The organism is Sabulicella glaciei, assembly GCF_026183895.1.
GTDB classification, from domain to species: domain Bacteria; phylum Pseudomonadota; class Alphaproteobacteria; order Acetobacterales; family Acetobacteraceae; genus Roseococcus; species Roseococcus glaciei.
Genome location: NZ_JAPFQI010000001.1, coordinates 321680 through 341320, shown reverse-complemented (window position 1 = coordinate 341320; position 19641 = coordinate 321680). Strand labels below are relative to the sequence as shown.

The following is a 19641-nucleotide window of genomic DNA, read 5'->3' as shown; positions in this document are numbered from 1 at the left end:
GTCGGGAGGGCAAGGTCATGGTTCAGTTCAGCGTCAACGCGCAGCGCTTCGACCCGTACAAGAACTTCAAGTTCCGCGTGAGATGGGACGGCAAGTACGTGGCCGGCGTCAGCAAGGTCTCGTCGATCAAGCGGATGACCGAGGTGGTCAAGCATCGCGACGGGGGCGACCCGTCCAGCAGCCGCAAATCGCCGGGGCGCACCGAGTTCGAGGCCATCACGTTGGAACGCGGCGTCACTCACGACGTCGAGTTCGAGCAGTGGGCGAACAAGGTCTGGAACTACGGCTCGGGCCTAGGCGCCGAGGTGTCGCTCAAGGACTTCCGCAAGGACCTGATCCTGGAAGTCTACAACGAGGCCGGCCAGCTCGCGATCGCCTACAAGGTGTTCCGCGCCTGGGTGTCCGAGTACCAGGCGCTGCCGGATCTCGACGCCAACGCGAACGCCGTCGCCATCCAGCACATCAAGCTGGAGAATGAGGGCTGGGAGCGGGACTTCGAAGTCGGCGAGCCGGGCGAGCCCTCGTTCACCGAGCCCTGATCCATGGGCGCAGCACCCATCGCCGCAGCCTCACTGCTCGATGCATGGGAGCAGGGGGCGCGGCAGCATCCCCTTCATCGGGCCCTCAAGCTGCTCCAGGTGGCGGAACCGCATACGTCCCTCGAGGCCTTGGCCGAGCTGCCGATCGGCGAGCGCGACCGGCGGCTCTTTGCGCTGCGGGCGCGGCTGTTCGGCCCCCGGCTGGAGGCCGTCATCGCCTGCCCGCAATGCGGCGAGCAGATGGACATCGCCTGCGACGGCCGCGCCGTGTTCGGTGCTGAGGCCCGCGCATGCGAGGCCGAGCTCGAGATCGCCGGGCGACGCGTGTGCCTGCGCGCCCCCACGACGGCGGACCTGCTGGAAATCGCCCAGCTCCCTCCCGACGAACGACCCGCGGCGCTTCTGGCGCAGTGTGCGGACGAGGCTGCCGACGCGCACGAGGTGGAAAGCCGGCTGGCCGAGCTGGACCCGCTGGCGGAGGTGAGCTTCGCCCTCGGCTGCGCCGCGTGCGGCCATGCCTGGGCCGAGGTGTTCGACATCGCGGGCTTCCTCTGGACGGAGGTGGGCGAGCGGGCGCAGCGGCTGCTGCGCGACATCCACACCCTCGCCCGGGCCTATGGCTGGCGCGAGGGGGACATCCTGGCGCTGTCGCCACAGCGGCGCGCCGCCTACCTCAGCCTCGTGGCGGAGGGGTGACCGATGTTCCTGGCCCAACTCATCGCCCGCACCCTGGAGGGCCAGTCCGGGATCGCGCCGCGGCGGGCATCGCGCTTCGAGCCTGAGGCGGGCCTCGGCGCGCCGGGCTGGCTGGAACCCGAGGTCCAGCCGGCGTCCCCGGTGCAGGCCCCCGGAGTTCTCGCCTCGGGACCCGAGGCGGCCGCCGTGCCGCGGCCGCGCCCGGCGCCGCCCCACTCTCCAGGGCCGCAGGATGTCATCCGGGCGACGGAGCCCCGCGCGCCTGACGCGACATCCCCGCCGCGGGCGCCAGCGTCCAGCACGACCGCGCCGGCGCCCCAGGCGGTGGCCATGCTCGGGCGGCTGGAGCGCCTGCCGACGCACGAGCCCTCGCCGTCCGTCATCCACCCGCCGCCGCAGCCCCCCTCCACCGTCCCGCCATCGGCTCTGCGGGAGCTGCGCACCCTCGAGCGGGTCGAAATGGACCATGTGCCGCTGGAGATCGAGCGGCGCCTGGAGGTGCTGACCCGCGAGCACGTGATCGAACGCATCGCCCGCGAGGCAGCCGGCGGAGCCCCGCCGGTCTCCGTTGCGGCCCCTCGTGCAGGCTCCACGCCGGGCGCCGAGCCCGCCCGTCCGCGACCCGCGCCCTACACGGCACCGCCGGCGCCGCGGGGCCGGCGCGATCCCCCCACGCTGACGCCAGCGGCCCCCACGCAACCGCCGGCGCCCGCGATCGTGCAGGTGACGATCGGCCGGGTGGAGGTGCGCGGCGGCCCGCCGGCCTCGCCTCGGGCCGCGCCGCCGCGCCCGCGGGAGCCGCGCCTGGGCCTCGACGACTACCTGCGTCGCCGGGAGCAGGGCTGACGTGGCCGGGCCCTTCGCCATCGCCGCCGTCACGGCCGTGCTGAAGGACCTGCTGAATGACGGGCTGGCCAACCACGACCTGTCCGCAGTGGGGAACGTCGCGGTGACGGCGCTCCCGCCCGACCGGATCCCGGTCACGGCGGCGGAGGAGAAGAGCCAGATCAACCTCTTCCTGTACCAGGTCACCCCGAATATCGGCTGGCGCAACGTGGGCCTGCCCTCGCGCTCCTCGTCCAGCGAACGGCTCACCAACCCGCCCCTGGCGCTCGACCTGCACTATCTCGTCACGGCGTACGGCAAGGCAGAGTTCCACGCCGAGGCGCTGCTGGGCTACGCGATGCAGCTGCTGCACGAGCGGCCCGTGCTGACGCGCAACATGATCCGCGCGACGCTGAAGCCCGCTCTGCCCGCGGACGTGACGCTGCCGCCCGGGCTGGCGATGATCGCCAGCGCCGACCTCGCCGAGCAGGTGGAAACCATCAAGATCAGCCCGGCCCATCTCGACACGGAGGAGATGTCGCGCCTGTGGGCCGCGATGCAGGCGAAGTACCGCCCGACGGCCGTCTACCACCTCTCGGTGGTGCTGATCGACGCGGGACGGCCAGCCAGGGCCGCTCTTCCCGTGCTGCGCCAGGGCGACGACGGCCGGGGCCCGACGGCCAGTGCCGGGACCACGCCGCCCTTCCCGACCATCCAGTCGCTCGTCCTGCCATCCGGCCAGGTGCAGGCGCTTCTGGGGGACACGGTCGTCGTGGAGGGCCGCCACTTCGCCCTGGCCGCGGGCAAGCCCGCGGAGGTCACGGTCTTCGCGCGGCTGCGCTCGACGCTGCGCGAGGTCAGCGTCGACATCCCCGTGCCCGCCGCGGACCGTGGCGATGCACGCGCGAGTTTCGCCGTCCCGAACACGCCGGCCGACCTTCCCGCAGGCGTCTACGGACTTTCCCTGGGGGTGACGCCGACCGCGCCGGGCAGCAACACCCGCTTCAGCAACGTGGCGCCGCTGTCGGTGGCGCCCGTGATCGCCGGCGGGCTCGGTGCGCCGATCGCGCGCACGGCGATCGATCCGGATACCGGCCTCGGAGCCGCCACCATCGAGCTGACCGTCTCGCCGGAGGTCCTGCCCGAGCAGCGCGTGACCCTGGTGCTAGGCTCCAAGGAGATCCCCGCCGAGGCGCACCCGGCCAAGACCGACGCGCTCACCTTCAAGGCGGAACGGATCGCGGCCGGCAACTACCGCGTGCGCCTGCGCGTGGACGGAGCGGAGAGCCTGCTCGTCCAGGACGCGGCGACCGGTGCGCCGCAGTTCGATCCCACACAGAGCTTGAGTCTCACATGACGGACCTGGCGGCGTGGCAGGAACAGAACGGGCGCTACCTCGCCGCCTCGCTCGTGTGGCTGCGCGCGCGCCTGCAGCTCCTGGCCGAGAGCAATGACCCGGCGCAGCCCGCCCGGCCCACGCGCTGGCCGGCCAGGCTGGCGCTGCGCAGGTCGGCAGCCGCCAAGGAAAGCGTCCGCCTGGACACGGTCTCGGCTGCCCGCGAGCGCGCCGCCGCAATGGACCCGCCCCCGACCCTGCAACTGCTCGCCGACCAGCTGCGGCTGACGACGTTCGAGCGGGACCTGGTGCTGCTGTGCGTCGCGATGGAGCTGGACACGCGCGTGCCGGCCCTCTGCGCCCGGGCGCTGGGCGACCCGGCCGCCCCTTATCCGACATTCGGCCTCGCCATGGCGCTGTTCGAGGACCCGAGCTGGGACGCCATGACGCCGCAGCGGCCGCTGCGCTACTGGCAGGTGGTGGAGCCGGCTGCGGGCCCGGGACAGCCACTGTCGTCCGCGCCGCTGCGAGCCGACGAGCGGATCGTCCACTACGTCAAGGGCCTGAACCTGCTGGACCCGCGCCTGGCGCTGCTGGGCACCCCGTTCGTGACCACAGCAGAGCTGCCGCCCTCGCAGCAAGCCCAGGCGGACCGGATCGCGGAGCGCTGGGCCGCCGCCGACCTCGCCGCGCCCGCGCCGGTGGCGGTGCTGATCGGGCCGGACCGGGAGGCGAAGAAGCTGGTCGCCCATGCCGCGGCCGCCGCCCTGGGGCGCAAGCTGCTGGTCATCGGCGGCGAGAGCCTGCCGACCGGCAGCGCCGACCTCGACCGCCTGGCGCGCCTGTGGCAGCGCGAGGCGGCCTTGCTCCCCACCGCGCTCTACGTCGACGTGGAGGGTCCGGGCTATTCGGCAGAGCGCGATGGGGCGATCTCGCGGTTCCTGAGCCAGGCGGCGCGATCGGACGGCTTCGTATTCCTGGCCTCCCGCGAGCCGTGGGAGCCAGGGGGGGTCGAGGCGATGCTGGTCCCTTGCGCGCGGCCCACGGCCGACGAGCAGGAGGCCGCGTGGCGCGAGGCGCTGGCCGCCCTGCCCGACGACGAGCGGGAAGCCGCTTCGGCGCGCCTCGCGGGCCAGTTCAGCCTGAACCTTTCGGAGATCGCCCAGCTCGCGGCGACGACGCCGGCCGAAGGGCCGGAGCCGCTCGCCGACCGCCTCTGGGCGCGCTGCCGTGAGCGGGTTCGCCCGCGCCTGGGTTCCCTCGCGGACCGCATCGAGCCGCGCTCCACCTGGAAGGACCTGGTCGTCAGCCGGGAGACCGAGCATCTGCTGCGGGCGATGACCGCGCAGGTCGGATCCCGCGGGCACGTCTACAGCCATTGGGGATTCGCCGAGCGGATGAACCGGGGCCTGGGCGTCACCGCCCTGTTCGCCGGCGACAGCGGCACCGGCAAGACCATGGCTGCGGAGGTGATCGCCAACCAGCTGGGCTTGGCGCTCTACCGCATCGACCTGTCCCAGGTGGTCAGCAAGTACATCGGCGAGACCGAGAAGAACCTGCAGCGGGTCTTCGACCTGATGGAGGGCGGCGGGGCAATCCTGTTCTTCGACGAGGCGGACGCTCTGTTCGGCAAGCGCAGCGAGGTGCGCGACAGCCACGACCGCTACGCCAACATCGAGGTCAACTACCTGCTCCAACGGATGGAGACCTACACCGGCGTCGCGATCCTCGCGACGAACATCCAGAGCGCGCTCGATCCCGCCTTCGTGCGCCGCCTGCGCTTCATCGTCCCGTTCAGTTTCCCGAGCCCAGACGAGCGGCGGGCGCTGTGGGAGAAGGTGTTCCCCGAAGCCACCCCGGTGACCGGCCTGGACCCGGAACGGCTGGCGCGGCTAAGCCTCACCGGCGCGGGCATCCACAACGTGGCCCTGCAGGCGGCCTTCTTCGCGGCCAGCGAGGGCGGCGCGGTGACCATGCCGCTCATCATGCGGGCCGCGCGGGCCGAGTTCCGCAAGATGGACCGGCCGCTGAACGAAGCCGAGTTCAGGGTCTGAGCATGGAGGTCCGGGTCCATATCGAACGGCTGATCCTGGACGGGCCAAGCCTCGGCCCTGCGGATCGCGAGCGGCTGGAGGCCGCGCTTTCGACAGAGCTGTCGCGCATGATCGCCGAGCGCGGCCTCCCGCCGGGCGTCGCCCGAGGCTTCGCCATCCCGGGCAGCATCGGTGGGACCGTCTCGCGTCCATCCACGGATCCGGAGGCCTATGGCCGTGCGCTGGCCGGCGCCGTCTATGCGGGCCTGGGCGACGGCACATGAAGAGCGGCGCCGCCCTGCAGGCTCGCGAGGCAGCGCCCGATCCCACGGTCCAGGCGCCTGAGCCGGCTCTCCCGACGCACCGCCCTCGCCCGGCGGCGCGCGGCGACCGCCACTTTGCCGAGGTGCCGGCGGCGGTCGGCGGCGGCGATCCCGACGGCGAGGCGCTGAAGGCGCTGCTGACCCATCTGGCCGGCCAGATGGGGATGCGCCCGGGATCCCTGGAGGTTCGCGTCGGCCCCGAGGCCGAGCGGCTCGCCAGTGTGCGACGCGCCGCCGGCGTGGCCCATGACGGCATCATCCACATACCGCAGGCGCGGCTCGCGCCCTGCACGCCCGAGGGCCGGCGCCTGATCGCACACGAAGCCGCCCACGTCGCCCAGATGCGGCGGACGACGCCCGCGCGGCCTTCGCGGCGGGACCACGCGCGCGCCGAGGTCGAGGCCGAAACCCTCGCCCGCCGCTACGTCGCGACCCGTGTGGCCGATCCCGTCCGCCGGGCGCTCTCGCCGCGGATGATCGCGGCGGATGTCGACTACGAGGCGGTCGCGGCCGCCGCGGCCAAGAACCATCCCGAGGAGATCGCCGCGATCACGGACCTGCTGTCGTACGGGTTCCTGGATTGGGCGATCACCGACGGCGACATCTCCGACATCCTGCAGATCCTGGCGAGCTACATCGTCCCCGTCGCGCGCGGCATCATGGGCGGGCTGGAGCCGAAATACCGCAAGCGGTTCTTCTCCAACCTGGATGGGTCGCACTACGCCGCCCACCGCGCCGAGATCCTCGCCGCCGCCTGGGCAGTTCCCGACGAGGCCGAGTTCGCGGAGGCGAGCTTCGACGTCCTGGCCCGGATGAGGCTTCAGGACCTCGGTCCAGAGGAAGCGATCGCGCTCGACGGGGTGGTTCGGCGCCATCCCAGGCTGGTCAAGGCCGCCACCGACGCGGACGCCTCCAAGGCGGCCCGCATCGACGAGGCCCGCGCCTACGTGACCAGCGGCAAGGCCGCCAGCGACGGCGACAAGGAGATCACCGAGGGCCTGGCCGGTGAGCAGCGGCTGACGGCGCTTCGGGAAGATGCCGCCAGGCTCCGGGAGGACGCCCGCAAGGCCGATCCGAACGGCGAGGCCTTCGCCGCGCGCGTGGCCGAGCGCATCGACGCCGCGGACCTGACGGGTGCCGACGCCCAGCAGATCCTGGCCGACATCGCCGCCGAGGTCTTCCGCGTCCTCGACCGCCGGCTCGCCGCGGAATTTCTGGCGATCCGGATCGGCGTGCCGCGCATCAACCGGCTGCTGGAGCGCATTCCGGCGCGGGCGCTGTACGGCAACAAGGCGCTGCGCGACGCCTTCGTCCACCTGGCAGCGGTGCGGCCGGCCTACCTCAACGCCAAGCTTGCGGAGGACCTGGCCACGTCGCCGTGGTGGAAGGTCTGGGACGACGTCGCCGTCGACGAGGCCTACACCGCCTATCTGCTGGTGAAGGCATTGCCGGTACGCGGGCGCGCGGCGTTCCTCAAGGCTCGCGGGGGCGAGAAATGGGGGCCGGTCCTCGAGGCCTTGCCCGCCAGCGTGCGCGAGGATCCAGCCTTCAACTTCTATGGCGGCGACCGTGTCGAGAAGGGTCGAGAGGAGACCGACCGCCAGGGTCTGCTGATGGCGCTGATGGACGACAAGCTGTGGGAGGACGCCGCGCAGGCCCCGGCCGCCGCCCCGCCGAAGGCCGAAGGCCCTGAAGCCAGCAAGGACGCCGCGGCAGGCTACGATCCGCTCGCCAAGCTGGAGGCGCTGATCCGCCTGGCCGAGGCGGCCGACGAGCGTCTGTTCGCCTTCGAGCAATCGCGCCGCCAAGCCGCGTGGATCAAGGCCCGGCTGCAGCCCCTGGTGGAAGCCCATCGCCTCTACTGGAAGGGCCGGCGGGAAACCTATCAGCCGCCGGTGCTGCCGAGCGAGAACCAGGGCGGCTTCACCTGGGGCAAGCTGCTGTTCGGCCTGCGCAACTTCAGCCTCGACCTGAAGACCGGCGCGCTCGGTGTCGACGTGAACCTCAGCGACGCCACGGAGGTGAGCGGCATCCGGTTCCGCGAAGGCACCGGCGAGCGGCCGGAGGCCGGCAAGCTCGCCGACAACGTGATGCACGTGGAGTACGGCCCGAGCTTCATCGTGGCCGACGCTCCGAAGCTGGTCATCGAGCGGCTGGCCAGCGTGGGCGAAAGCGCCATCCACGCCGGGCCGATCACCTGCTCCGGCCTGCACCTGGACGTGCGGTTTGTGCCCGGCATGACCCGCCTGTCCATGAAGCGTCTCCTGTCGCTGGACCTGCGGTTCGACGAGTTGGTGATCGAAGACGTCACCTTCGCGGGCGCGGCCTCGCTCTTCGGCTTCAAGTCCCTGCGGATGACCGGCGCGGAACTGCGCGTGCGCAACCAGGCGATCGAGGATTCGCCCGAGGCGGTCTGGATCTGGAAGATCCTCGACGTGCTGATGGCGCCGGAGAAGGCGACCAACACCGCCCTCGCCTTCGACCTCCTGGCCCTTCGCAGCGTGGCGACCAGCGGCGGCCTCTTCGTGGACTCGGTGGAGATCGAGGGCTTCGCCATCCAGTCGTGCGGCGACGCGTCAGCCTATGACGAGGCGCTGATCCGGTCGCTCGGGCGACTGAAGCCGCGCGCCGCGGCCGAGCGCGACGCGGCACGCAGCGACCCCGACCACGCCGAGCAGCACAACCGCCAGGCCGAGCGAATTGAGAGGCAGATCGCCAAGACCCAGGCCGAGCTCGGCCGCGGCGGCCCGCACGGCGCGGTCGTTGACATCCGTGCAATCCGCATCAGCGGCGTGCCCGGAATCAGCGAGGAGCCGCTGGCCTTCGAGGACATCCACGGGCAGGGCCATTCGGTCACGGCCATCGTGCCGCTCTTCGCCGACCCGACCTCGATCCGCAACATGATCCGCGGAACGCAGGCGGCGCCGGCCATCCGCAACCTGCGCTCGGCCGAGGAGCAGTTCTCGATCGACATCGGCCGGATCGAGGCCAAGAAGCCGTTGCGCCTGGCGGGTGGAATCCCTAGTGCGAGCAAGGCGCAGGAGGAGTACGACGAGTACATCAAGGCCCACGCCAAGGACCGCTTCGACCCGCATTGGGCCCCGGTGGAAGCGGCGCTGCGCGACCGCGCCGCCCAGGCTCGCCGCTACTGGGAGCTCGCGGCGAAGGGCGTGCAGTTCCTGGGCGAGGACGAGGCCCGCGCCTTCCGCCAGCTGCGCGCCGCCCTGACGGCCTTCGAGGAGCGACGCGCGCTGATCGTCGAGTCGCTGGAACTGGAGGGCGTCTCGCTTAACATCGGCGCGGACGGCAATCCCGAGCTGATCGCCGAGACCTTCAAGACCAGCGCGATCCGCACCTTCGGTCCTGACGGGGCGGAGACCTTTTCCATCGGCGGCGTTGAAGCGCGCAACGTGGCCGTCGGCGCCGCCCTCCAGGGCGGCCTCGCCAACTACAAGGAGTGGCGCAAGGCCCTGCAGTCGGGGAGCCTGAAGGCCGAACAACTGACGCTGAAGGACATCCGGCACGCCGGCCTGGATGCCTCGATCGAAGAGCTGACATTCGAGTCCGAGGGCGACCTCAAGGCCCTGGACGTCACCTTCAACCGGGGCAAGGCCGAAACCGGCGGCGCCAGCGCCCTGCTGCGCTCAGGCAAGATCCGCGCGAAGGGGCTGAACGCTCCCACCCAGATGGCGCTCATCAAGGCCGAGAAGGCGCGCATCGAGGCCATCCGTCCTGAGAGCGACCGCACGAAGGAGGAACTCAAGCGGCTTCAGGCCATCGATCGTATGCTGCGTGACTACGACTTCGTCACCACAGCCAAGGCCAAGGCCGAATCGGATGCGGCCACTGCGAAGACGACGGCCCAGCGCGCGGCTGCGGCCAAGGCATTGGCGAAGGCCGAGCAGGCACTGAGGAACTGGCAGGACCGCCTCGTCGTCGAGAAGCTGACCGTCGATCAACTGGACCTCGCCATCTCCGGCCTCGGCGACGTGCTGGCCGAAGGCTATTCCTTCGACAAGAAGGCCACGGAGCTGACCGTCAAGGGCGGCACCGAGGGCCAGCCGTGGTTCCAGAAGGTCGAGGCGGAAGGCATCCGCCGCCGTGGCGACAAGGGCGACCAAACGGTGGCCGAGCGCATCACGATCGGCCCGGTCGCCGGCGAGGTGAAGCGCACCAAGAACGGCTACGCTCTGAACGGCTTCACCGTGGCCTCGGTGGCCGTGAAGGGCCTCTCCTGGCGATCCGGCGAAACCAGCCTCCAGTCGGTCAGCGAAAGCCGGCTGGAAGGGCTTTCGATCGACGCGGTCTACGCGAAGGACGGCGGCGCCACCCGGATCTCGATCACTAGAGCCGGGATACAGCGTATCGTCGCGGACCAGTTGCGCTACGAGAGCCCGAGCGCCGTGGTCACCGTGAAATCGGGCGCCCTCGTGGGCATCAGCGTCACCGGCCTGGACGTGACGCTGCCCGAGGAAGGCGATGCCGTTGTCCAGAAGGGCGGCGAGATAGCCGTGCGGCAGGTCCAGGCGCTGGCGCTGGAGGCGGTGGTCGGCGGCAAGAAGATCGTCGGTCAGGTGGATTCCAAGACCCCGGCGCCCGAAGCCAGCGCCATCAAGGTCCAGTTCGCAGACGCCGGCGGACGGACGCTGTCGCTGACGGGCCTGGTGGCCAATGCCCAGGTCACGGATTTGAAGACCGGCGGGCGCCTGAATGTCTCGGTGAAGAACATCAGCGGCGAGATCACTCAGAAGACGGAGAACGACTTCGAGGTCCGCAACCTGTCGATCCCGGACGTCACGCTCAGCGGCATCCACTGGATCGCCGGCGACTACACCATCGACGTGGCGGACAAGGTGACCCTCGCCGGCATCATGCTGGACGCGGATGCGAGCCTGCGGCCGAGGCCGCCAAAGAAGGGCGAGACCCCGAAGCTCGATGACGACGGCAAGCCGGTCGTTGAGAAGGAATTGGGCAAGCTGCTGGTCCAGAAGCTGACGGTCAGCGAGATCGCCGCCCGCGCCGTGAAGGTCACGTCCCCGCGCATCGAGCCGAAGGCCGGCAGCAAGGACACGGCCAAGCCCGAGAAGACCATCGAACTCAAGGAGGCCGTGATCCGGGGCCTGCGGATCACCGGCTTCGACGTCCTGAATCGCACCGGCAAGGTCGAGGTGACGCAGAGCGTCAAGGTCACCGACCTGAAGGCGACCATCGGCGCCGAAGCCACAAGAGACCTAAAGAAGGGCACGGCATCCTTCACCATCTACGGCAAGGACGCCAAGGAGCCGGGCGCCAAGGCCCGCGAGCTCTCGGCCATGCTCACGGCCAAGGACGGGACCACCCTGAAGCTGGGCCGCACCCAGGACCTGATGCTGAGCGATGTCGACCTGCTGAGCGAGGTTGAGGGCAAGCCCGGGGAGACCACCCGAACCGGCATCGACAAGGTCACGGTCCCCGGGATCAGCGTCGGCGGCGTCCTGGTCAAGGAAGACCAGGTCGTGATCGAGGACCTGGAGGTGGACGGCCCCGTCGAGATCGCCGGCGTCCACTGGAAGGCTTCGGCGGGTGGCAAGTCGGTCGAGATGAAGACCGCCAAGGTCGCCGAGACGCTCAAGATCAAGACCATCGACGCGCGGTTCACGAAGGTCCCGGTCAAGGACCCCAAGCCTGGCGAGGACCCGACCACGACCGAGCTGGCGTTCGTGAGCGTCAAGGGCCTCGGCATCCCCAGCCTCGAGGCCAAGGGCCTGACCTACGAGGGGCCATCGGATGAGAAGGACCACGCCGAGCGCGTGAAGGTCGACATGCCCGAAGCCGTCGTCGAAGGGATCGTCCTGGACGAGCTGACGAAGGACTTCGCCGCCAACACCCTGACGGTCAAGGGCGGCAAGATGCGCAAGCTCACCGCGCCGCACTTCGTCGTCACCCTCTCCAACGCCATCGACAAGGACAAGAGTTCCCAGCGCTTCGCTGCGGACGTCACGGCCGACAACTTCACCGCCGACGCCGTGCTCAAGACGACCAAGGTGCGCGGCGAGGATCAGACAAAGCTCGCAGAGGGCGGGTTCAAGATCACCACGGTGGGCCTCAAGCACATCGTCGGCCGCGAGATCCCTAGCCAGAAGGGCAAGGCCGGCTGGAGCTTCGGCGTCAGCGGCAAGTACAGGCCGAAGACCGGACCGGGCCTCATCGGCGACGGCTTCAACGCCGAGCTGTCGGGCGCCGGCTACGACGCCAAGGGCGCCTCGATCGAGAGCGCCAAGCTGCACAGCTTCAACTTCCATGACCCCGCGCACGGCATCACCCTCGACATCCAGGACCTCGAAGTCCCGAAGGGCATCACGGTCCCGAACGAGGGAGAGATATCCCTCCCCGAAGGCGTCATCACCAACGCGTCGTTCAAGATCGACGACCTGAACGCCCTCGTCAGCGGCGGCCCGGCCGGCAAGGAGGAGGATGAAGACCTCTTGACGAAGGCCCAGCGCGACGACCTGCTCGATCACATCAACGGCACGATCACCGGTGAGATCTATGTGCCCCTCTACCTCTTCAGTGCCCACTGGGACTGGTACCTTCGGCAGGACGTCTTCCCGCTGGACCTGAGGATCGTCGACGGAAAGCTGGACTACGCAACGGCCTGGAAGAAGGCCACCTGGCTGCGCAACGACCTCATCGCCAGCCTCGGGATGGACAGCGACCCCACCATGGGGATCAGCGGCGACGTGGTCCCCGGCGACTCCTACCTGACCCTCGAGGTCGCCGCGGTGAACCAGAAGATCTGGACGCCCGGCGACGAAACCGAACGCAAGGAGATGGAAGGCGGCGAGGTCCGCCTGAAGCGCCTGATCGCGCCCGATGGCTCGGACGTGAAGAAGCCCAAGAAGTACGACGAGCACGGTAAGGAAATTAAAGAGCGTCCGATGGTCAATCCGGACGAGATCGAGTTGCGGAAGGTCGATGCCAGCCTGGACATCACCGGCGGCACCCGCCTCGACCTCGGCAAGGACGGCAAATACGGCACGATCAAGCTGGGCGCCGAAGGGCGCAACGCGATCAGCGGCCTGAAGGTGCGCGGTGAGAACAAGAACTCCGTCACCTGGAAGGTGGGCGGCATCGCGGTTACCCTCGAGAAACTGAACATCATGGGCAATCAGATCGCTGGAAAGGAAGGCAAGCCGGCCGAGCTGCTCATCGACGGCATCACCGATGGCCAGCTCGACTTCCACGGCGGCAAGGTCGCCAAGCCGGGCAAGCTCGAGGGGACGATCAACTCCGCCACGATCCGAAACCTCGCCCTCACGCGCGGGAAGAAGTAGCCATGGGCGACAAGAAGAAGGCTCCGGAGCCGATCACGAAGGTCCCGGACTCGCCGGAGAAGGAGGCCTCGCCGCCGGCCGGCGCGCCGACGACGGGATCGGCGTCCACGGCGCAGGCCGCCTCGCCGCTCGCGGACGCAAAGCCGCTGGATCTCAGCCTCACGCCGCCCTCGCTGCTGGGAAAGGAAGCCGACGGGCCGGGCGGCCCGCGCATGCCGCACCTCAGCATCGAGAAGCGCGCCGGAACCCTCCTGGGCCCGGGCCTTGACCCGATCGACTGGGCGGCGATGCGCCAGCCATTCCTGACCCACAACATGCCGCTGACGGGTCGCGACGCCGATCAGATCACGCTCAACTTCTACAACAGCGTGGGAATGCTGCGCAGCTGGGGTCTTCCCGAAGGAACGGCGGTCAAGCTCGCCAACATCGGCCTGGCCTTCGCCTACGACACCCAGCTGGGCCTTGAGAGTCCGAACACGCTCGAGAAGTTCGACCGCGACACCGAGCGCATGCTCGGCCCCGGCAGGACGCTGGGCAAGTTCGTCGTCCCGGTGATCACTCCCGACACGCTTGGATGGGCGGTCGAGAAGGTCACCGGAAAGAAGATCGATTTCCGGTTCTAGGGGGGCGGCGATGGGCTTTCCGACGCGAACGCCGAGCCTGGTCCGCGGAGGGCTGGTCCAGATGGACGCCCAGACCGGACAGGTTAAGAACGTCGTCACGCTCCAGTACAACCCCGACACCCTCAGCCGCTCGCTGCAGATCAAGGGCGTCGGCGGCGACGGGGCCGAGTTCTCCGAGGCGCTGCGGCTGAAGGGCCCGCCGGTCGAGACGATCAAGCTCGAGGCCGAGATCGACGCCACGGACAAGCTAGAGGCCGGCGACGCGACGGCCCAGCAGCTGGGCCTTCACGCCCAGCTCGCGCAGTTCGAGGCCCTGGTCTATCCGTCCACGGGCACTCTGCGCTCCAACAACGCCGAGGCCTCCTCCGGCTCGCTCGAGATCGTCACGGCGAACAAGGACCTGCTGCTCTTCGTGTGGAGCCGCACGCGCATCCTGCCGGTGCGCATCACCGAGTTCTCCGTGAGCGAGGAAGGCTTCGACGCTGCTCTCAACCCGTTGCGCGCCAAGCTTTCCATCGGCATGCGCGTGCTGACGGTGGACGACCTCACCTTCGACTCCCGTGGCGGCTCGATCTTCATGAGCTACCTCGAGCAGAAGGAGCAGCTGGCCAGCCGCGTCGCGAGCACGGCTCTGCGCTTCCTCGGCATCAGCGCAATCCCTTGAGGGCCTCCCGATGACCATCTCCCCCACCAGCCGATACTTCGGCCTCGAGACCAGGATCCTGGAGCGCCCCGACGGAACCAAGGTGGCCTACCTGGCGCGCCGCCTCGTACCCCCGCCGGAGCGTTTCGCGACGCTGGGCTTCCACACGGTCGTGCAGGGCGAGCGCCCCGATCATGTGGCGGCGAAGCACCTGGGCGACCCGGAACAGTTCTGGCGGCTCGCCGATGCGAATGCCGTCCTGCGCCCCAACGAGCTCACGGCCCGCGTCGGATCCCTCGTTCGCGTCACCCTCCCCGAAGGCATCCCAGGGGTCGCGGATGCTTGAAGGCGTCCACCTCACGCTGATGATCGGGCCGGCTGTGCCGGTTCCGGCGCCACGCGTGGTGATGGACGCCCTGCGCTCGATCTCCGTGACCAGCGGCAAGGACCGTAGCGGGTTCCAGGTCACCTTCGCGGTGGGCCGCGATTCCCCGTTGCTGAACGTGATGCTGCCGGCCGGCTACTTCGACCCGATCACCACCCGGGTCCTGATCATCGCGACGGTGAACGGCTTCCCGCACGTGCTCATGGACGGGCTGGTCACCCAACAGGAGCTCTCGCCCAGCAACGAACCCGGCCAGTCCACGCTGTCGATCACCGGCGAGGACCTCAGCCTGGCCATGGACCTCGTCGAGACCGTCATCCCCTACCCTCAGGTGCCGCTGATCGCGCGGATCAGGCTGATCCTCGCCAAGTACGCCGCGCTCGGCTGCATTCCGGCGGTGATCCCCACGATCATTCCGGTGACCGAGGTGGCCACCTCCGGCTTCGAGACCCAGACGACCACGGATCGCGCCTACCTCAAATCGCTCGCCCGGCGCGCCGGCTACGTCTTCTACGTCGAGCCGGGACCGGCGCCCGGCACGTCCGTTGCCTATTTCGGGCCGGACATCCGCGTGCCGATCCCGCAATCGGCCCTGAACATCGACATGGACGCGGCGACCAACGTGGAGTCGCTGAGCTTCAGCCTCGATGGCCTGGCCAAGAAGCTGACCGTCGTGACCATCCTGGACCCGGTGACCGGCAAGGTCCCCATCCCCATCCCGATCCCGAACGTGAACATCTTCAAGCCGCCGCTGGGGCTGCGGCCCACCGCGCCCGCCCGGCTCGAATTCAACAGCGACTACGCGAAGCTGAAGCCCGACAAGGCGGCCGAGAAGATCCTGGGCCTTTTGATGAACAACGCCGAGGCGATCACGGCGTCCGGCAGCCTGGACGTGGTGCGCTATGGGCGGCCGCTGCGGTCGCGGGCGCTGGTGGGCGTTCGCGGCGCGGGCCTTGCCTACGACGGGCTCTATTATGTCGATACCGTCACCCACAAGATCAAGCCGGGAGAATACAAGCAGAGCTTCACGCTCTCCCGTGACGGACTGATCTCCAACACCCCGAAGGTGGTCCCATGAGCGAGCCCCAGAAGCCCGGCAAGTACCTCGGCAAGTATCGAGGGACGGTGGCCAGCAACATCGACCCGGAGCTGCGCGGCCGGATCATCGCGATGGTGCCTGACGTGCTGGGCCTCGTCCCGTCCAGCTGGTGCGAGCCGTGCGTGCCCCTGTCGGGGCCGACCGGGCCTCCCATGGGCAGCTACTTCGTGCCCCCGATCGGCGCCGCCGTGTGGATCGAGTTCGAGCAGGGTGACCCCAGCTACCCGATCTTCGCAGGCTGCCGCTTCGCCTCGCCCTCGGACGTGCCGACCCTGGCCCATGCGGGCCTGCCCGTCTCGCCCAGCATCGTCCTGCAGACGGCCGGCCAGAACACGCTCGTGATCAGTGACCTGCCCGGCCCGACGGGCGGGATCATGCTGAAGTCGGCGACCGGCGCGACCTTGATCGTCAACGACACGGGCATCTACATCCAGAACGGCAAGGGCGCTTCGCTCACCATGCTGGGGCCCACGGTGACCGTGAACAACGGCGCCCTGGTGGTGATCTAGCGATGCCTGGCTTCCTCATGCACGCCGGCGCGGTCGTCCAGTGCCCGCACGGGGCGCCATCCCAGATCATCCCGACCCAGGCGCGGGTGGCGGTGAACGGCATGCCCGTCGCGCTGATGACCGACCAGATCGTGGCGACCGGCTGTCCCTTCACCATCCCGCCCGCGAAGCCGCAGCCCTGCGTGCTGGCCAAATGGCTGATGCCAAGCACGCGGGTCACGGTCAACGGCAGCCCGGCCATGGTCGTGGCCGCGCCCGGCCCCGGCCCGGGGATCTTCCAGAGCGCCGACCAGATCCCCAACGGGCCGCCCATCGTGGGCAGCGTCCAGACCCGCGTCACCGTCATCTGAGGGCAGAGCCATGACCGTTCAGATCGACTACCCCTACCACTTCGACCACCGGCTCCGGACCGCGTCGACCAGCTACGACGAGCATGTCCGCGACATGATCGAGCAGTTCCTGCTCACCGAGCCGGGCGAGCGGGTGAACCGCCCCGATTTCGGTGGCGGCCTGGCGCAGCTGGTGTTCGCGCCGAACAGCCCCGAGCTCGCTGCGGCGCTGCAGTTCTCGGTCCGCGCCGGGCTGCAGCGCTGGCTGGGGGACGTGATCGAGGTGACCGACCTCCTCGTGGTCGCCCAGGACTCCACCCTGATCATCGACATCGCCTACCGCCTGCGGGCAACGGGCGAGGAGCGGACCGACCGGTTCGAGCGCACCCGATGAGCTCGTCGGATTGCAGGACCGATGGCCGCCGCGCGCTGGTGCGGGCAAGCGAAAACTGGAACGGCCTGGACTTCATCGAGGTGGATGAGGCCCAGACCACGCTGATGGTCTACTTCCTGGGCCGCGCACCGAGGGCGATCTCGGCGGACAACATCCGCCTCGCCGGCGGCCGCGGGCCGTCGGACCAGGTGAAGGTTGTCGGCGTCAAGGTGCGGTCATCGGACGATCCCGCCTATGACGACGTCCTGCACGTGTTCGTCGACAAGCCAGGCGACTACTCGCCCTACACGCTCTCTCTGGTCGGGCTCGAAGGGATCGATCCCCGCTACGCCAGCCTCGAATTCAGCTTCAAGGCAGGATGTCCGTCCGACCTCGACTGCGCGGACGACCACGGCTGCGGGCCGGAGGTCTTCCCGACGCCGCCGATCGACTACCTCGCCAAGGACTACGCCGGATTCCGCCAGCTGATGTTCGACCGGCTGGCGCTCACCTGCCCCGACTGGCGCGAACGGCATGCGCCGGACCTGGGCGTGGCGCTGGTGGAGCTGTTCGCCTACCTCGGCGACTACCTCAGCTACTATCAGGACGCGGCGGCCACCGAGGCCTATCTCGCCACGGCGCGGCGGCGGCCTTCGGTGCGACGGCACGCGCGGCTGGTGGATTACCGGCTCTCGGAGGGATGCAACGCCCGCGCGCTGGTTTCGGTGGAGACACGGCGCAACCTGTCCGTCGAAGCCGCCGACATCGCCTTCATCACCAGGGTCGCGGGCCTGGCGGAGACGCTCGGCGTCGGCGCGGTGACGCTGAAGGACCTGGGTGGCATCGCACCGGACCGGATCGAATGGTTCGAGCCGGTGCAACGCACGGGCCGCATCTTCTTCTGGGAGGCGAACAATCTTCTGCGGTTCCACAGCTGGGGTGGGCGCGAGTGCTGCCTGCACGCGGGCGCCACGCGGGCCACGCTGCTGGGCCAGCTGGCCAACCGCTCGCTCAGGACTGCGGAAGGCGGACCGGGTCCGCCAGGCAGGCGTGGCGAAGCGGAGGCCGCCAATCTCCGCACCGGCGAGCCCGAGGACGACGCCGAGAAACTGAAGGTCCGGCTGGCCCCCGGCGACTTCCTGATCTTCGAGGAGCGGGTCGGCCCGAAGACAGGCGACTTCTTCGACGCGGACCCGCGGCATCGCCAGGCCGTGCGCCTGACCGCCGTGCGGCAGTCGCGCGACGAGCTCCTGGACCTGCCGGTCATCGAGATCGAATGGGCCGAGGCGGATGCGCTCGCGTTCGACCTTTGCTTGTCGACGGTCGGGCCGCCACCCGCGTGCGACCTGATCGAGCATGTGTCGGTCGCGCGCGGCAACGTGGTGCTGGTCGACCATGGCCGCACGCAGGACCCGGAGGATCTCGGCCGCGTGCCGATCCGTCGGACCGAGCAGTGCTGCGAGTGCGAGGGCGAACCGACCATGCCGGTGGCCGTCGGGGGCCGCTACCGGCCGGAGCTCGGGAAGGCGCCGCTCACCTTCGCTGCGCCCTACGACCCGGCTGCGCCGGCCCGCGCCGTGCTGGCCCCCCAGCCCCACACGGCGCTGCCGGCCATCCGGCTCCGGTCGGATGACCGACGCGAATGGACGCCGCGCTACGACCTCCTGGATGCCGGCCGCGACGACCGCGCGTTCGTTGTGGAGATGGAGGAGGATCGCCGCGCCAGGATCCGCTTCGGCGATGGCGAGCTGGGCGCGGCCCCGCCGCCCGGCGCGGGCTTTTGCGCCGCCTACCGCGTCGGTTCTGGGCCGGCTGGCAACGTAGGCGCCGGCGCGATCGCCCTGCTGCTCCACCGGGAGAGCGTGCTCGCCAACGACATCGCCCGCGTCACCAATCCGATCGCCGCGTCCGGCGGAACCGCGCCTGAGCCGATGGCCGAGGCCAAGCTGAACGCGCCGCACGCCTTCCGCGCCGCGCCGAGCGGCCTGCGGCGCGCGATCACGCCGGACGACTATGCGCGGATCGCCGAGCGCGACGGCCGCATCCAGCGTGCCGCCGCCCGCTTCGCCTGGAGCGGCAGCTGGTACGAGGCGGCCGTGGGCCTGGACATCCGCGCCGCCGAGGCCGCCCGGCGCGAGGCGATCCTGGGCGAAGGGCTCACCCGGCTGGAGGCCGTGCGCCGCATCGGCCACGAGCTGGACGTGCGGGCCGCGAGGCTCGTGCCGATCGACCTGGCCCTCAAGGTCTGCGTCGCCCCCGATCATCTGCGCGGCCACGTGCGAGCAGCGCTGCTGGAGGCCTTCTCGGGCCGCCGGTCGCCCGACGGCCGGGTGGGATTCTTCCACCCCGACCGGCTGGCCTTCGGCGGGCCGATCTACCTCAGCGCCGTCGTCGCCGCGGCCCAGTCCGTGCCCGGGGTCGTGAGCGTCCAGGTCACGCGCCTGAAGCGCCAGTTCGCGCCTGCCAATCGTGAAATCGAGAACGGGCTGCTCCCCATCGGCCTGTTCGAGGTCGCCCGCCTGGACAACGATCCGAACCATCCGGACGGCGGGAAGCTGGAACTCACCCTCGAGGGAGGCCGCTGATGCCCTGCCCGGCCGACTGCCGCTGCGACT

15 protein-coding genes are annotated in these 19641 nt (G+C 69.9%); all 15 read left to right on the top strand.

Going from position 1 to position 19641, the window contains the following annotated elements; all coding sequences use genetic code 11:
* Window positions 1-17: 17 nt before the first annotated feature.
* Window positions 18-539 carry a phage tail protein gene (locus OF850_RS01465; protein ID WP_301587890.1) on the top strand — a complete coding sequence of 174 codons (522 nt, stop codon included), beginning with the start codon at window positions 18-20 and terminating at the stop codon, window positions 537-539.
* Window positions 540-542: 3 nt separating this feature from the next.
* The gene (locus OF850_RS01460) at window positions 543-1235 is read left to right on the top strand and encodes a hypothetical protein (protein WP_301587889.1); all 693 of its coding nucleotides are present in this window, start codon (window positions 543-545) and stop codon (window positions 1233-1235) included.
* 3 nt (window positions 1236-1238) lie between these two features.
* Window positions 1239-2081 (top strand): hypothetical protein, encoded by an 843-nt coding sequence (locus OF850_RS01455; protein ID WP_301587888.1) that lies wholly within the window; start codon window positions 1239-1241, stop codon window positions 2079-2081.
* 1 nt (window position 2082) lies between these two features.
* The gene (locus OF850_RS01450) at window positions 2083-3417 is read left to right on the top strand and encodes a DUF4255 domain-containing protein (protein ID WP_301587887.1); all 1335 of its coding nucleotides are present in this window, start codon (window positions 2083-2085) and stop codon (window positions 3415-3417) included.
* Window positions 3414-5450 (top strand): ATP-binding protein, encoded by a 2037-nt coding sequence (locus tag OF850_RS01445; RefSeq protein WP_301587886.1) that lies wholly within the window; start codon window positions 3414-3416, stop codon window positions 5448-5450. Before OF850_RS01450 ends, OF850_RS01445 begins: the two co-directional genes overlap by 4 nt.
* Window positions 5451-5452: 2 nt before the next feature.
* Window positions 5453-5713 carry a hypothetical protein gene (locus OF850_RS01440; RefSeq protein ID WP_301587885.1) on the top strand — a complete coding sequence of 87 codons (261 nt, stop codon included), beginning with the start codon at window positions 5453-5455 and terminating at the stop codon, window positions 5711-5713.
* Window positions 5710-13065, top strand: coding sequence for an eCIS core domain-containing protein (locus OF850_RS01435; protein WP_301587884.1), 7356 nt, complete (start codon window positions 5710-5712; stop codon window positions 13063-13065). Before OF850_RS01440 ends, OF850_RS01435 begins: the two co-directional genes overlap by 4 nt.
* 2 nt (window positions 13066-13067) lie before the next feature.
* Window positions 13068-13688, top strand: a complete 621-nt coding sequence (locus OF850_RS01430; RefSeq protein ID WP_301587883.1) for a hypothetical protein — start codon at window positions 13068-13070, stop codon at window positions 13686-13688.
* Window positions 13689-13749: 61 nt separating this feature from the next.
* On the top strand, window positions 13750-14352 hold the full coding sequence (locus OF850_RS01425) for a hypothetical protein (protein ID WP_301587882.1): 603 nt from the start codon (window positions 13750-13752) through the stop codon (window positions 14350-14352).
* A gap of 10 nt (window positions 14353-14362) precedes the next feature.
* On the top strand, window positions 14363-14677 hold the full coding sequence (locus OF850_RS01420; RefSeq protein WP_301587881.1) for a hypothetical protein: 315 nt from the start codon (window positions 14363-14365) through the stop codon (window positions 14675-14677).
* Window positions 14670-15794 (top strand): hypothetical protein, encoded by a 1125-nt coding sequence (locus OF850_RS01415; protein ID WP_301587880.1) that lies wholly within the window; start codon window positions 14670-14672, stop codon window positions 15792-15794. The genes OF850_RS01420 and OF850_RS01415 overlap by 8 nt, the downstream gene beginning before the upstream one ends.
* A complete protein-coding gene (locus tag OF850_RS01410) occupies window positions 15791-16324 on the top strand; it encodes a phage baseplate assembly protein V (protein WP_301587879.1) in 534 nt (177 codons plus the stop codon). Before OF850_RS01415 ends, OF850_RS01410 begins: the two co-directional genes overlap by 4 nt.
* 2 nt (window positions 16325-16326) lie before the next feature.
* Window positions 16327-16674 carry a hypothetical protein gene (locus OF850_RS01405; RefSeq protein WP_301587878.1) on the top strand — a complete coding sequence of 116 codons (348 nt, stop codon included), beginning with the start codon at window positions 16327-16329 and terminating at the stop codon, window positions 16672-16674.
* A 10-nt stretch (window positions 16675-16684) separates the two neighbouring features.
* Window positions 16685-17047, top strand: coding sequence for a GPW/gp25 family protein (locus OF850_RS01400; RefSeq protein WP_301587877.1), 363 nt, complete (start codon window positions 16685-16687; stop codon window positions 17045-17047).
* Window positions 17044-19611, top strand: a complete 2568-nt coding sequence (locus tag OF850_RS01395; RefSeq protein WP_301587876.1) for a putative baseplate assembly protein — start codon at window positions 17044-17046, stop codon at window positions 19609-19611. Before OF850_RS01400 ends, OF850_RS01395 begins: the two co-directional genes overlap by 4 nt.
* Window positions 19612-19641: the final 30 nt, after the last annotated feature.

Excerpts from the sequence above, each read along its gene's own strand:
- OF850_RS01465 (WP_301587890.1), top strand. The coding sequence starts at position 18 with ATGGTTCAGTTCAGCGTCAACGCGCAGCGCTTCGACCCGTACAAGAAC.
- OF850_RS01460 (WP_301587889.1), top strand. The coding sequence starts at position 543 with ATGGGCGCAGCACCCATCGCCGCAGCCTCACTGCTCGATGCATGGGAG.
- OF850_RS01455 (WP_301587888.1), top strand. The coding sequence starts at position 1,239 with ATGTTCCTGGCCCAACTCATCGCCCGCACCCTGGAGGGCCAGTCCGGG.
- OF850_RS01445 (WP_301587886.1), top strand. The coding sequence starts at position 3,414 with ATGACGGACCTGGCGGCGTGGCAGGAACAGAACGGGCGCTACCTCGCC.
- OF850_RS01440 (WP_301587885.1), top strand. The coding sequence starts at position 5,453 with ATGGAGGTCCGGGTCCATATCGAACGGCTGATCCTGGACGGGCCAAGC.
- OF850_RS01435 (WP_301587884.1), top strand. The coding sequence starts at position 5,710 with ATGAAGAGCGGCGCCGCCCTGCAGGCTCGCGAGGCAGCGCCCGATCCC.
- OF850_RS01430 (WP_301587883.1), top strand. The coding sequence starts at position 13,068 with ATGGGCGACAAGAAGAAGGCTCCGGAGCCGATCACGAAGGTCCCGGAC.
- OF850_RS01425 (WP_301587882.1), top strand. The coding sequence starts at position 13,750 with ATGGACGCCCAGACCGGACAGGTTAAGAACGTCGTCACGCTCCAGTAC.
- OF850_RS01420 (WP_301587881.1), top strand. The coding sequence starts at position 14,363 with ATGACCATCTCCCCCACCAGCCGATACTTCGGCCTCGAGACCAGGATC.
- OF850_RS01415 (WP_301587880.1), top strand. The coding sequence starts at position 14,670 with ATGCTTGAAGGCGTCCACCTCACGCTGATGATCGGGCCGGCTGTGCCG.
- OF850_RS01410 (WP_301587879.1), top strand. The coding sequence starts at position 15,791 with ATGAGCGAGCCCCAGAAGCCCGGCAAGTACCTCGGCAAGTATCGAGGG.
- OF850_RS01405 (WP_301587878.1), top strand. The coding sequence starts at position 16,327 with ATGCCTGGCTTCCTCATGCACGCCGGCGCGGTCGTCCAGTGCCCGCAC.
- OF850_RS01400 (WP_301587877.1), top strand. The coding sequence starts at position 16,685 with ATGACCGTTCAGATCGACTACCCCTACCACTTCGACCACCGGCTCCGG.
- OF850_RS01395 (WP_301587876.1), top strand. The coding sequence starts at position 17,044 with ATGAGCTCGTCGGATTGCAGGACCGATGGCCGCCGCGCGCTGGTGCGG.